This is a genomic window from Sphingobacterium sp. JUb20 (genome assembly GCF_004342035.1).
In the GTDB taxonomy this organism is placed as follows: Bacteria; Bacteroidota; Bacteroidia; order Sphingobacteriales; family Sphingobacteriaceae; genus Sphingobacterium; species Sphingobacterium anhuiense.
The window spans coordinates 71,331-86,566 of sequence record NZ_SLYV01000001.1; the positions used below are offsets into that span (position 1 = coordinate 71,331).

The 15,236-nt window shown below is 37.2% G+C and carries 10 protein-coding genes; all 10 read left to right on the top strand.

Going from position 1 to position 15,236, the window contains the following annotated elements:
- Window positions 1-5 precede the first annotated feature (5 nt).
- The 10 genes from EDF66_RS00305 to EDF66_RS00345 all read left to right on the top strand — a co-directional run bounded on the left by EDF66_RS00305 (window position 6) and on the right by EDF66_RS00345 (window position 14,815).
- Window positions 6-1,472, top strand: coding sequence for a RagB/SusD family nutrient uptake outer membrane protein (locus EDF66_RS00305; RefSeq protein ID WP_132839749.1), 1,467 nt, complete (start codon window positions 6-8; stop codon window positions 1,470-1,472).
- A 32-nt stretch (window positions 1,473-1,504) separates the two neighbouring features.
- The gene (locus EDF66_RS00310) at window positions 1,505-2,671 is read left to right on the top strand and encodes a sulfatase-like hydrolase/transferase (RefSeq protein WP_207898365.1); all 1,167 of its coding nucleotides are present in this window, start codon (window positions 1,505-1,507) and stop codon (window positions 2,669-2,671) included.
- A gap of 45 nt (window positions 2,672-2,716) precedes the next feature.
- Window positions 2,717-3,097, top strand: a complete 381-nt coding sequence (locus EDF66_RS26220; RefSeq protein WP_410528405.1) for a hypothetical protein — start codon at window positions 2,717-2,719, stop codon at window positions 3,095-3,097.
- 21 nt (window positions 3,098-3,118) lie between these two features.
- On the top strand, window positions 3,119-4,744 hold the full coding sequence (locus tag EDF66_RS00315; protein ID WP_132839750.1) for an arylsulfatase: 1,626 nt from the start codon (window positions 3,119-3,121) through the stop codon (window positions 4,742-4,744).
- 71 nt (window positions 4,745-4,815) lie between these two features.
- Window positions 4,816-5,556: a thioredoxin domain-containing protein gene (locus EDF66_RS00320; RefSeq protein WP_021189396.1), complete on the top strand. Its 741-nt coding sequence runs from the start codon at window positions 4,816-4,818 to the stop codon at window positions 5,554-5,556.
- A gap of 456 nt (window positions 5,557-6,012) precedes the next feature.
- Window positions 6,013-6,615: an RNA polymerase sigma factor gene (locus EDF66_RS00325; protein WP_132839752.1), complete on the top strand. Its 603-nt coding sequence runs from the start codon at window positions 6,013-6,015 to the stop codon at window positions 6,613-6,615.
- A 370-nt stretch (window positions 6,616-6,985) separates the two neighbouring features.
- Complete coding sequence (locus EDF66_RS00330; protein ID WP_132839753.1) at window positions 6,986-8,041, top strand: FecR family protein; 1,056 nt, start codon at window positions 6,986-6,988, stop codon at window positions 8,039-8,041.
- Window positions 8,042-8,114: 73 nt separating this feature from the next.
- Entirely contained in the window at window positions 8,115-11,207 is a 3,093-nt protein-coding gene (locus EDF66_RS00335; RefSeq protein WP_207898368.1) for a SusC/RagA family TonB-linked outer membrane protein, read from the top strand.
- Between the two features lie 11 nt (window positions 11,208-11,218).
- Window positions 11,219-12,796: a RagB/SusD family nutrient uptake outer membrane protein gene (locus tag EDF66_RS00340; RefSeq protein WP_132839755.1), complete on the top strand. Its 1,578-nt coding sequence runs from the start codon at window positions 11,219-11,221 to the stop codon at window positions 12,794-12,796.
- A gap of 93 nt (window positions 12,797-12,889) precedes the next feature.
- Window positions 12,890-14,815, top strand: a complete 1,926-nt coding sequence (locus tag EDF66_RS00345; protein ID WP_132839756.1) for an alkaline phosphatase — start codon at window positions 12,890-12,892, stop codon at window positions 14,813-14,815.
- Window positions 14,816-15,236 lie beyond the last annotated feature (421 nt).

A 15,236-nucleotide genomic window follows, 5' to 3' on the forward strand; every position in this document is an offset into this window, starting at 1 on the left:
GGTACATGAAAATTACAAATATATTATTCGCATCCACATTATTGATTGGAATCGTATCATGCTCAAAATTAGATGAGAAACCGGAAAGTCTACTGGTTTCTGAGCAATTTTATCTGAATGAAAATCAAGCTGTTTCTGCTGTTAACGGAACATATCGAAAACTATATGAAAGCGGACAGTCCATCTATAATAGTCTTTTTCAAATTGGAGTAGAAATGGCTACTGATGATTATGAAGCTGGACCAAGAGCGCGGAATGCACATGTACGTGCGATCAGTAACTTGACACACGATGCATCGAATGACCGTATGGAACAATTGTGGAAACAAAGTTACGACGCTATAAATGCTTCAAATCAAAATATTGAATACATCGCTTTGATATCACCTGAAAAGATTAATGACGCAATCCGTAAGCGTTTAATTAATGAAGCCAAGTTTTTAAGAGCACTGCATTATTTTAATTTAGTTCGTTGGTTTGGTCCCGTTCCTTTAGTTCTAAAACCTGTAACATCACTTAGCACGGAAGAACTTTATGTGACCAAGGCTTCTGAAAAAGAAGTCTATAACCAAATTATTGCAGATCTTAAAGATGCAGAAAATCTACCCAATTATAAATCTTACGGTGACAACGATAAAGGAAGAGCTTCATCAGGAGCTGCCAAAAGTATACTGGCAAAGGTATATTTAACACAACAAGATTGGTCAAATGCAAAATTAAAAGCACAGGATGTAATTGATAAAGAGGGATATGATTTGTTTTCCGAATTTACGGATGTATTTAATATCGATAAGAAAAACGGTATTGAACATATTTTCTCTGCACAATTCAAAGGGAACAGTGGATATCAGGGAAATTCGCTTGCAAGTAGATCTGCACCTGCGGATATTCCGGGTATTAATGGTGACTATGCGGATGCTTGGCATGCTGAAGGTGGTTTATATGGTACTTTTTCTAAACAGGATAAACGTTTAAATACCACATTTACTACAGGGATGATTTCTCCGGTCGATGGTAAGTATTATGCACTTGCAAAACCTCAATTTAATAAATATTATGATGAGAGCGTAGTAGGCAACCAAAGTCAATCATCTAAAAATTTACCCATTATTCGTTATGCTGAAATATTGCTCATATTGGCAGAAGCTGAAAATGAGCTCAATGGATCAACTTTACTAGCACAGACTTTTCTAAATAAAGTTAGAGTGCGTGCAGCAACAGGTGATATCGAAAAAAATTTAAGTAAAGATGATTTTAGAGAAGCAGTATTTGAAGAGAGAAGGAAGGAGTTAACTTTTGAATATCAAAGGTGGTTTGACTTAGCGCGCAGAGGGGCAACCTATTATGTTGCAAAACTAAAGGCCGCAGGTAAAACAAATGCGGCTCCAAGACATATTCATTTTCCCACGCCTCAACGCGAACTGAATTTAAATCCAAATCTTAAACAGCATCCAGATTGGGTTAATAATTAAAATCAATTCACATTCATTAAAAATCTCACATAATGAAAAGAAACTATTATTTATTGACGCTCTTAATGACTTTAAGCAGCCTCGCTGGATGGTCCCAGGACAAACGTCCAAATGTGATCTTGATCTTGGTCGATGATCTCGGTTTTTCAGATATTGAACCATATGGTGCATCTGATATCCATACGCCAAATCTAACAGAATTGGCATCTCAAGGAACTCGTTTTCAAGAATTTTATAACAACTCGATCTGTGCTCCAACAAGAGCATCTTTATTGACAGGGCAATATGCCCATAAGGCAGGACTAGGTTATTTCAATGTAAACCTTGGACTTCCTGCATATCAAGGTTTCTTGAATAAAGAATCGCCAACGTTGGCAGAAGTTTTAAAAAATGCAGGTTATTCCACTATTATATCAGGCAAATGGCATGTTGGGGACGATTACGATCAGTGGCCGGCACAACGAGGATTTGAAAGGTCGTTCAATTTTGTAGGAGGTGCGTCTAATTTTTATGAAATCAGCGATTCTACTCAAGCGACAGTGCCTTTGTACAAGAATAATAAACCCTTCTATTTACCTAAAGATCGATATCTGACCGATGAAATTACCGATCAGGCAATTGGATTTTTGAAAGAGCAACATCATGATAAAAAGCCATTCTTTCTATACCTAGCCTTTAATGCACCACACTGGCCTCTACAGGCACCAGAAGAAGAAACGCAAAAGTATCAGGGAACTTATACTATTGGTTGGGACAGTTTACGCACAAAACGATATGAAAATGCTATTAAACAAGGCGTATTCCCTGCGAAGCAGAAAATAAGTGCTAAAGATACATTAACGCAAGGATGGAATAAATTAACCTATGATGAGCAACAATACTGGAAAAGAAGACAACAAGTATTTGCAGGTATGATTGATCGTGTGGATCAAAGTATCGGTAAGATTCGTCAGACCCTAAAAGAGTTAAAAGTTGATGACAATACAATCATTATATTTTTGTCTGACAATGGTGCACAAGGTGGTGATCGAGCCCGTATTTATACAAGCAGAAACACGGGTACTGTTGGTTCTGCAGGATCTTATGATGTGCAAAATAGCAATTGGTCACAAACGGGAAATTCACCATTAAGAAGTTACAAGGATAACCCATACGAGGGCGGTATTGGCGCTCCTTTTATTGTTTGGTACCCTAAGTAAGTAAAAGCCAACACCATTAAAAGAGGAACTGGACATCTAATTGATATTGCTCCAACATTATATGATTATGCCCAAGCAAAGTACCCAAATACGAATTATGGGACCGCTACCAATACACTTCCCGGAGTCAGCCTTAGAAAACTGTTAAATACTGATCTGGCACAGGTGGAGCGTAATCAAGCTTTATTTTGGGAACGTGCCGGCAATCGAGCTGTCCGTTTCGGAAAATGGAAACTGGTGTCTACCTATCGTAACGGGAATAATGTAGAGTTATATGACATCGATACAGATAGAGGAGAGAATCATAATGTCGCGTCTCAGAATCCTCAAGTTGTAAAACAGCTTGAAGAACTGTATCGAAAATGGGCAAAGGAAAACGACGTTGTCAATTATGACCGAATCAAAGGACAATCCTCATTTCGCTAAAATTTAAAATCAAACATTACCATGAAAAAAATATTTTCCATATTATATTTAACTGCAAGCCTAACGACACTTGGTGTAGCACAGCAAAAAAAGTCTAACATCGTGCTAATCTTAGCCGATGATTTGGGTTATTCAGATCTTGGCGCATACGGAGGTGAGATTGAAACCCCCAACTTAGATCGGCTTGCATCAGAAGGATTGCGGTTACGTGAGTTCTATAATAATTCCATTTGTGCACCCACTCGTGCGTCTTTATTGACAGGGCAGTATCAGCATAAAGCTGGAGTAGGCTATTTTTCTAATGACCTCGGATTACCTGCTTATCAAGGATATATTAATCAAGAATCACTAACCCTTGCTGAAGTATTGAAGGAAAACGGTTATAACACCATCACATCCGGCAAATGGCATGTATCTGGCAAAGGGACGAGTCTTCCTTGGCAGCGTGGTTTTGATCTCGTATTTCCAAAGGATGAAAAGAGTTCTGATTCAGGTGCGCCCGGTTTTAAAGGTGAAACAGATGCACAAGGATATCCACTTCCTGAAAACTATGCTACCAATGTAATCAATCAACATGCTTTATCATTTTTGGATCAAGTAAAAGATGATAAAAAACCCTTCTTCCTCTATTTAGCTCATACAGCTCCACACTGGCCTTTAATAGCGCTACCTCAGGATATTGCAAAATATAAGGGGAAATACGATAAAGGCTGGGAAGCAATTCGTCAAGAAAGATTTAAACGTCAGAAGGAGTTAGGTTTAATTACACCTGATACCAAATTATCAATACGTGATGAAGATATTTACGATTGGGACCGACTATCTTTTGATCAACGTCAATTGTGGGCAAAGAAAATGGAAATATATGCCGCTATGGTCGACCGCTTAGATCAGAGTATTGGTCACCTTATCCAGAAATTGAAAGACAATAATCAACTGGATAATACACTCATTGTTTTTTTATCCGACAATGGAGCTCCGGCTGAAGATTTAGTGAAGTGGCATCATGGCGCAAGAATAAACTCAGGGCCTGTAGGCACTACAGGTTCGTATGAATCACAGAGTAAAAACTGGTCATATGCTTCCAACACACCTTATAAAGCATTTAAAGATTACACATATGAAGGTGGTATTAATACACCATTTATAGCTTGGTTTCCTAATCGAATACAGGCAAATACCATTAAAAATGGGACGGGACATATTATTGATTTAGCACCAACATTCTACGCTTTAGCAGGAGCGACATATCCAAAAATATACAAGGGTTTAAAAACCAATGATTTAAAAGGTAAAAATCTGTTGCCTGTTATTTTTGATGATAAGAATAAAATTGACAGACCTGAAGGACTTTTCTGGGAACGTGCCGGTAATCGCGCGGCTCGAATAGGCAAATGGAAGTTGATCTCAACTTGGCCCTCTTATAAATGGGAATTGTATAATTTAGAAAACGACCCTACTGAAATAAAAGATGTTGCTAGCCAAAATCATGATGTGGTATCCCAATTATCTCAAGCATATTTCAAATGGGCTAAAAATAACGGTGTTGTTGATTTCGCCGAACTTGAGGATCGTGAACCGGTATCTATGAAAGAATTTAGAAAAAGTAAGACACAAGAAATAGCAGCACCCGCTTTCCGTTTCTAGTGAATTATCTTTTCTAAAAAATGAACTCGTAACAATTTAAGAAAATTCGACATTTATATCGTGTTTAACAAATGAAAAAACAGATTACATTAATCCTAATTTTATTGGTCATCACAGTGTTTGATGGCAAAGGACAAAACCAATCATCTCCGATAGAGAAGGAAAAGAGAGAACAAAAAGATTTTCGCGTAAAAGCGGCGTTATTTCATGAAAAAATAAGCGAACAGGATAAGCCTCAGATTTTAGATGCTCGCAGTGCTGAAGAATATGAACAGGCACATTTACCACAAGCTCGTCAGATCGATCCTGCCGTTAAAGGTTATGAACAGCAATTGGGTAGATTAATCAAAAGTCAACCAGTCTTTATCTATTCTATCCAAACCGGGCGATCTACAAAAATCGCTAATTTACTCGCAGAACGTGGATTTACAAAGATCTATGTTTTGGCACCTGGTATTTCAGCTTGGATCGGAGCAGGATATCCAGTAGAGGTAGCAACTGTAAATAAAAATAGAATTTTATTGGCTGATTTTAAAACAGCATTGAAATCTCAGGAATATGTTCTCGTTGACTTCGGATCAAACTATTGCCCGCCTTGTAAAAAAGTAATACCAGTATTAGATTCAATCAACAGCAAGGCGGAAAATAATATCAAAACAATTTTAGTAGAAATAGATGCAAATCCTGAAATAATTAAAGATTTTAAAATAACTTCCATACCAACATTAATTCTTTATAAGAATGGTGAACCTATATGGAAAAAAACAGGTATTCCCTCCGTTGCAGAAATTGTAGCTGCAAGTGTCAAGTAGTGGTCTTGACCTGCTATAAGCATTATGATTTTAATAGCTAATCTGTATAGTACAGGTTAGCTATTTTTGTATACTAGTTCTGTCTTGTTTTCCAAAATCAGGTTTTAGTGACTTAAATTCCCATGTATTCATAGTATATGTAAATTTCCCTTTCTCCATCTGCCTTACACCTTTTGCAATTCGCTTCTCTCAGATAGTGATGAAATATAATTTCAGAATGATAGCATTACCCTTGTTCAAGTCATCCATTTAACTGCATAAATCTTATTTTGTAATGTAGATCATTTTTGTATATTTACGATAAGTAACCAATTATTTAATTACCAGAAACAACCTATATTCTTAACAATTTGATAACCTCCTAAAAGGATTAAGCTGTTTGTTTTTTAAATAAATTTGCCCGTGGTTTTCAAACCACAAAACCACAGATGTAGAAGATAAAACATATCAATTAACATGAATAAAACGGTAACAGAAATTGAAGAAATCGTAGCAATGTCGAGGGGAGACGTAAAGGCTTTCAATGCATTGTATGCGCGGTATCATAAACCTGTACATGCAAATATTCTAAAATTAATCGATAATCGTGAATTAGCGACCGAAGTGTTGCAAGATGTTTTTTTATCGCTTTGGCAGAATCGATTTAAGATACAGGTAGATCGTCCTGTTGGAGGCTGGTTATTTGTTGTTAGTTATAATAAATCGCTTAATGTTCTACGCAGTAAGTTGAAAGAATCAGTTGCGTATATTGCCAATTATCCCGAAGAAATTTATGCCGAGGAAGATAGCAGTATTCAGGAAGAAATTTTCAATAAGCAAATGGAAATCTTGGAAGAAGCCGTTGCCGTATTACCAAAAAGAAAACGGGAAGTATTTAAATTGTGTCGTTATGAGGGGCGCACAAAAGAAGATGTAGCTGATCTTTTAGGACTTAGCCCACAATCGGTAGCAGATTATCTCAAACAATCGAACAAAGCCATTAGAGAATATGTCGCTAAGCAATACCCTGCCTATGCAGAAAGATCATTAGTCATCGTCTTTCTTCTCGCGAATCTTTAATTTTTTTTATCCACTCCTTATTGCCTTATCTCCGGAACATTCTGATCAGAATCATAGTAAACCGCTTCATAACTTTACAAAAGGCTTTTTTACAAAAAAAAATAATCCTTTGTACCTCCGTAAAATTCGAATTATTATTTCTTTTTAAGTACGTTGGGTGATTCATCTCTCCCAAAGATTATTTGTCTTTTTTTGATAAGTATAAAAGGATGAGTATTGCGTTTACATTAAGGCTCAAATATAATCTTTCTCATATGTGATCATGTCTTTAGTATTAAGCGATGTATCCACATGTTTAATTGATGTTTTATTAATAATTTCTTAACAACAAAAGCATCCCCTTTGGAAATTTCTTGTGTATTTACTATTGATGAAGCAACAGATTCTTAATTTAATTACTCGTTTTTGGGAAGGAAAACTTTCTAAAAAGGATCAGCATAAACTATTGTCCGACTTAGAAGATTCCAAACACCCTCTAATGGAGGAACTTCGGAATGATTTTGCAACAGTACATGAAAACGAAAAATTGGCAACAGAAGAAGAGTATCAACAGATGTTATTCGGTATTCATGAAAAAATGGGAGTGATCAAAGCATTACCTAATCGACGTCGTTTAAAAATAGGCTGGTCTATTGCCGCCTCCATTTTATTGGCTATGGGAATATTTGGGTATCACTTTGTCCAAACAAATTTGCCTATTCCCATTACAACAGTACAAATACCAGAACCACTCATATATGAACTTGCCAACAGCAGTACAGATACGCTTACCTATAAAATGAAAGATGGATCTCGGATTATTTTATCCCCTAACAGTAATATTTATTATACAAAAGAATATGGAAACATCGATAGAAAACTGACACTAATTGGAGAAGCGAGATTTAATGTCGCCCATGATGCGCAACGACCATTTATTGTATCCGCCAACGGTTATACAACAACGGCACTTGGTACTGAATTTACAGTCGATAGTTATACTAAAAGTAAATTATCGGTTAGGTTAATATCTGGAAAAATAGTTGTGAAATCAACGAATCGCAGTCCATTTGAAATGAAAGATCAGGTGCTCAAGCCTGGACAACAGTTATTGATTGATGATCATTTTAAAACAGCTTTATTAGTTGATCGACAAGAAAAAGCGAACAATCTAAAATTAGCGGACAACGTGAAATCAGACGAACATAAACAAGAGGGTGGCCTGCAGTTTGATCAGACGCCACTTCCACAGGTGTTTTCTAAGATTGAAAAACTAAAGGGTGTAATCATTAATCTAGAAGAGGTATCTCTTGAAGGACTATCCTTTACTGGGAAATTTGAAGAACATTATCCACTGGATGTTATGCTATCCATTATTTGTCAGATGAATGAACTTACCTATACCCATAGCAATAACAGTATAATCATTAAAAATAAAAAGCAATAAAAGAAGTAAATAATACCGTTTAAATTTTAGTTCATGCGGTACAAACCACCTACAAATTAAAAGACTAAATGAAATGAAAAGAAACCCGATGAAGTTAAGAGCATTATTGACAATGCTATCGATCTCCGTTGCTCTGCAATCTTATGCCCAGTCCAATGGGCAAATAAGAGGTACCATTATGGATAATAATGGTGTTGTCAAAACAGGAGCGACGGTTGTACTTTTAGATACGAAAGGACAAGTTGTCACGAGTATATCGACAGATCAAAAAGGTGTATTTGCATTTAAAGAATTAAATGAAGATGCGAAGTATAAGATCAAGGTTTCCATGATTGGGTACGAATCTTACCTTGAAGATCTTAAAGGTATAAAGAGTGGTGATAGTAACTCAATTTTGATTACATTGAAAGAGCAACTTTCAGCTCTTGATGAGGTGGTTGTCATTGGTTACGGTCAGCAAAAAAGGGGAGATTTAACAACTGCTGTAAGCTCTTTACCTAATGTCGCAGAAAATGTTGCTCGTCCATTAACTAACGTGGCAGATCTGATGCAAGGAAATGTTGCAGGAGTAACGGTGATGTCTGCAGGTGGCGATCCTTCGGCAATGCCTAAAGTGATGATTAGAGGAATGGGGACACTAAACGCCGAATCGCCACTTTATGTAGTCGATGGAGCACCCTATTATGGCGGACCTATCAATCCAAATGATATTGAAAGCATGGATATCTTGAAAGATGCAGCTTCTGCAGCTATCTATGGAGCTCAGGCATCATCTGGAGTTATCGTGATCACAACTAAAAGCGGTAAAGCTGGAGCGCCCAAACTAAGTGTCGATCTGTATCGAGGTTGGCAAAATGCGAGTAATCTACCGACTGCTTTGAACGCGACACAATACGCCCAGGCCTATAATGATGCAGCGAAAAGAGATGGAGTGAATCCTGCCGATGGTCATAATGCGACATTAAATCCTTGGGGACAGGAAACCCGCACAAATTGGATGAATGAAATCTTCAGAACAGGGAATATTTTAAATGCAAATGCGCAGGTGTCTGGTGGATCAGAACGATCCAGGTATAATTCTTCATTTGGTTATCACGATAAGGAAGGTTTATTGCTGAATACAGGTTACAAACGTTTTGCTTATCGTTTGAAATCCGAATTTGATTTTTTTGATCGATTGACATTAGGACAAAATTTTTATGTCAACCATACCACCGCTCGAGGTACAAATACATCTAGCAGTTATAGTGGATCGATCATCAATGCAATTTATATGAATCCTGCAGCACCTGTATATGATGAGAAAGGATTATTTCACGGTACTGTTCCTTTTAATTTATCGCAATTTTCATCTGCATATGGTGATACTTATAATCCAGTAGCTTTACTTCTACGTCCAACAGTTAACAATCCGACACTTAACCTCAATGGTAATGTTTTTGCCAAAGTGGATTTATGGGATGGTTTAACCTTTAAATCTAATTTTGTTTTGGATATAAATCGGTATTCTTTAAAAAGATTTGATCCCAAAATACCAGAAATTGGAAGATCAAATGGCAACAATTATTTGACGCAAGAAGAAGCTCGTACAGATCGTTGGATTTGGGATCAGCAATTGAATTATACGAAACGTTTTGGTGATCACCAGATTGACGCTGTAGCAGTATACTCTGCCCAGAAAACAAAGTATGAACAATACTACATTCAGGGAATGGGATTTGAACGGGAAGACGATTGGTATCAATATATCGAGAATGCACAATCTATACCAGGAATTCCAACAAGTGATGTCTGGGAAGATGCACTAACATCTGCTATTGCTCGTGTTAATTACAATTATGCAGGACGGTATTATTTAGGAGCAAGTATCCGGCAGGATCGCAGTTCACGTTTACCAATAAATAATCGATCGGATGTATTTACATCAATTTCGGGAGCCTGGAAAATTTCTTCAGAATCATTTTTTAAAAGTGACTTTATTAATGATTTAAAACTACGCGCTTCCTGGGGCCAGATTGGAAATATTCAATCAGTAGATAAGTACGCATATAACTTACCTTTGAATAGCGGTACTGTCACACCTTTAGGGTCGGAAGGACTTTTGGTACGCCATTTTGCAATGATCAAACAAGGTAATCCTAATCTCATCTGGGAAACTTCTGAATCATGGGATATCGGCCTAGATATGACTTTATTTCGTCAGTTAAGTTTTACAGCAGATTATTATCGTAAAAAGACCATCGGAATGATCTATGAAATTCAACCCGATCCACATTCAGGTATGCAGAGAGGCCCTACAAGTAATACAGGTGATATTATGAACAAAGGATTTGAATTCAGTACAAAATATAATCATCAATTTGGAGATTGGAAACTTGGTTTAAATGCTAATATCGCTTTCAATCGGAATGAGGTATTAAATATTGATGGGTTAGGAAGTGACTTTATTGAACACGGAGATAATGTTCGAGGCATACTGTCTCCATATCGGTCTACGCCAGGACAAGCATTATATTCATACTATTTGATTCCGAATACCGGAATATTTAATTCCGAAGCAGAAGTACAGGCGCATAGTCTAAATGGTAAGCTTATTCAACCCTTTGCACGTCCTGGTGATTTAAAATTCGAAGATACAAATGGTGACGGTAAAATCAGTTTTGATGATCGTGTATATATGGGTAGTGCGGTTCCTAAGTTCACCTATGGTTTTGCCCTTAATTTAGATTATAAAAACTTTGATCTAAATGTATTAACCTATGGTATTTCAGGAGCAAAAATTTTTAACGGATATAAATTCACAGCCTATAACGCGGGCTTACAGGGTTATAATCTGGATAATCGTGTCCTAAATGCCTGGACGCCGGATAATCTAAATAGTAATATTCCAGCACTTTCTTCTAAAGATCCAAATGCTAATTACGGAACGATATCAGATTGGTACCTTGAAAGTGGCGATTATTTTCGTATAAAAAACATTACTGTTGGCTATAACTTACCTAAGTTTTTGAATAAACTGCAATCTAGGATTTATTTTTCTGCGGAAAACCCGTTCACCTTTACCTCTTATTCTGGTATAGATCCAGAGGTCGGCAGTATTGGATTAGATGTAGCGAATTATCCTTTAGCCAAGACATACACGATAGGATTAAATGTTAATTTTTAAGAATGAAAATCATGAAAACACCATCCATAAAAAAATACAAATACATTACAATAGCATTAGTAGGATTGAGTATAGGTATACAGGGCTGTAGCAAGAGTTTTACTGATCTGACTCCAAAAGGATCAATTACTAATGAAAACTTCTGGAAGACAGAAGCAGATGCCATCTTTGCCAGTAATGGTCTTTATGAACATTTCAATGACGATAATATGTTCGGAAGAGGTTTGTTTTGGTTTATCAACGCATCGGACGATATGGTAACAGGACGTACAGATGCAGGATCAGCAGCAGTGCGTAATTTTACTGCTACAGGTGCTGAAAGCCGTATTAATAGTATGTACAAGAAATTTTATCAGATCATACAACGTGCAAATACCATTATCACTAAAGTGCCAGCTATGAGCATTAGCGATAATGTAAAAAAACACGTATTAGGACAAGCATATTTCATGCGAGGTTATGCCTATTTTTATTTGTCACAATATTATGGAGATCAACGTGCTGGTGTTCCCATCGTTACAGATGCAAATATGAATGAAATTAAATTTGTACGACCGACACATGTAAAAGAGAATTTAGCACAGATTGAAGGGGATCTTTTAAAGGCAGCAGAACTATTGCCACTTGTCAACACATATGGAGCAGGTGATTTAGGAAGAGCGCATAAAGACGCTGCTTATGCCTATTTAGCCAAAACAAATTTGCAATGGGCACGATATGACGAGAGTAAATGGACGCAAGTTGTTAAGTACTGCGATATGGTGACCAACTCAGGATCAGGTCGTAAATTAATTAATACAGGAAAACCAGAAACAGATTTTGCAAGCGTCTTTTACATCGAAAACAATTTTTCATCTGAATATATCTTTTCTATAGTTTCTAATAAAATTCAGGGTTCCATATTGCCGGCTGTATTATTTGAAAATACAGGTTACGGACTTTATAATGGGTGGGGATACTTTCACCCCACTTTAGAATTGTATAACGCTTTCGAATCAGGTGACAATCGTAAAAAGGCAACCATACTTGAATTTAACGATACATTTACGTTATTTGGATTGGATCGGAAATATTATTCGTCTAATTCTCAAACTGGTTTTCAGTTCAAAAAGTATATGCAACCTTTCCGTTTTCCAAAAGATCAACATTTAAATCCAAGTGGAGATTATCCGACTTCTGATCTAAATATTCCTTTAATCCGTTATGCAGATATTCTTTTGATGAAAGCCGAAGCGCAGATTAAACAAGGGAAATCTGGAGATGTGGAGATTAATTTGGTACGTAACCGCGCAGGGCTCCCTGCAATAAGTGGCGCAACAATGGTTAATTTAAAAAGAGAGCGTCGTTCAGAGTTTGCTGCAGAATATACCGATAGGCATAGTGACTTGGTTCGTTGGGGTGATGCCCAAGCGGCCTATGCACGACCAGCAACCGGAAGGCAACATATTGCTAAAACTGATCCAACTTCTAGCTACACCATAGTACAAGTTTGGCCTGCCCGAACTTTTAATCCTGCTATTCATCATGTATGGCCAATTCCGCCATCAGATTTGAGTAATTCTGGGATCAGTCAAAATGAGGGATGGTAAAATTATCCTACAAATAACTTAAATCACAAAGACGGCAGGCTAGAAAGATGCGAAAGAGTGATCAGGTCTGTCGTTTTTTGTCCAATAGAAAGAATGAAAATGAAATTTGCTAAGTTATTATTAATACTGCCATTAGTTGGGATAATGGTCAGACTTGATGCGCAGGAAACAGCTACAGCTGTTAATCGTTTTGATAAACTCATGTATAGTACGCATCAACAGCACCATGCACTTCGGGTCCGTGGTCATAGTCATAATGATTATGAACAGGATATTCCCATGTTACGTGCTTATTATGCGGGAATGGAATCCATTGAAGCAGACCTATTTCTACGAGATGATACCTTATATGTTGCGCATGAGGCTAAAGATATCAAAGCAGGACGAACCTTGGAAAATCTATATATAAAGCCTTTGGCAAACTTATTTAAACAAAATAAGCAACATCCCTTTGCTGACAGCAGTAAAAACTTACAGCTGGTTTTAGATCTGAAAGAAGATTTTCAGATTATGATGCCAAAATTAGTAAACCTGTTAGCACCTTATCGTTACCTAGTAGATCCCAAACAAAATAAATATGCTATTCAAATTGTCATCAGTGGCAATATGCCGTCACCTGCTCTCTTTAAAAACTATCCAGACTACATATCCTTTGACGGTAGATTTGAAAACACATACACCAGCCAGCAACTGCAACGGGTAGCTATGATGAGCGATAATTTACGAACCTATACGCAATGGAACGGGAAGGGGGTGCCAACGAAGCAAGAGCAAATGAAAATTGAACAGCAAGGAGCAAAGGCACGAAAATGGGGTAAACCATTTCGTCTCTGGGGTGCACCTGAGAGTGTCAATACGTGGATAGTTTTAGAAAAAATGGGCGTTACCTGGTTAAATACAGATCATCCTGATGTGCTAAAAGCTTATTTAAATGATTTGGAGAGTTCACGTTTTACGGCAAATAAACCATACGCTGTGTATCAACCTAATTTTGCAAAAGATGGGAGTAAGGGTACAGTCAGAAATGTGATTCTGTTAATAGGAGACGGTATGGGATTAGGTCATATTCAAGCTGCTATGGTTGCCAACCGTGGTCAGTTGCATATGGCTCAGATGAAACATGTAGGGTTCTCTTTAACAGCATCAGCCAGTCCAGGTAATACAGATTCAGGAGCTGGGGGATCAGCAATTGCTACCGGGCATAAATCATATAACGGTTCGGTAAGCGTAGACACATCTGGTAATAGGTTACTGCGATTACCTGAACTATTAGCAAGAGTTGGAAAGGTTAGCGGAATACTATCCACAGGGGATGCCTCGGATGCGACTCCCGCAGCATTTTATGCGTCAAATATAGACCGAAATGCATCCATTGCAATTACAGAAGCGCTCATCGAGAATAAGGATGTTAAAATATTGGCAGGTGAACTACCTGGACCTTATCGGGAGAAAGAAAGAAAAGATGAGTTGGAAAAAAAATTAAATCAAGCCGGATATCAAGTTGTTGATAACCTAACCGAATTAAAAAACGCCAAATCAGAGAAAACAGTAGCTTATTTTAATGAACAAGATATGGTAGCTGTCAAAGATGGTAGAGGTACTATTTTAAAAGAATTGCTCGCAACGAGCATCAGTAAACTTCATGGAATGGGAAGTGGATTCTTTATTATGGCCGAGGGGGCTCAGATTGACTATGGTGGCCATGCGCGAGATTTAAACTATGTGGTAACAGAAGCTTTGGATTTTGATCAGGCAGTCGGCGAAGCACTTCGTTATGCTGATCAGAATGGTGAGACACTTGTAGTGGTAACAGCAGACCATGAAACTGGCGCATTATCTTTATTAGATGCTGATGTAAAAACAGGCAGTATACAAGCCAGCTTTGCGTCTAATGATCACAGTGCGATGATGGTGCCTGTAATGGCATATGGCCCCGGGGCTCAAAACTTTTTGGGTTATTATCAGAATACCGAACTTTTTAAAAAAATTGCACAAGTCTTAGGCGCAATACAGCAGTAGTTGAATTATCAAAAATAAGCTTGTATATAATAAACTGGGCATTTCATTCTTATTAAATGGCCGGTTTATTATCTAACAAAATCTGATACTAGTGCAAATTTTTTAAAAATTATCTCTTCATTATGATACCTTCACCATAAGCGTATATTCTTGAGCATTTATCTACATCTTCTGATGATTGGAGAAATAAGATTCCCCCTAAAGAATACAATTTTGCACATCCACCTTCATGTATAGTTGCTGTAAATCATTAAAAATCATATTATCTAATAGCTGTTTTTAGTTGTCAATTAAACTTTTGGGTATTAAAGAAGTCAAAACTAATATTTAACAGCACTTATTCTAGCCTTGAAAATAAGTGGTATCATTTCGAGTATTTACAATTTGTAAGTGTTAAGTGTAATCCTTACAAAAGAACAGC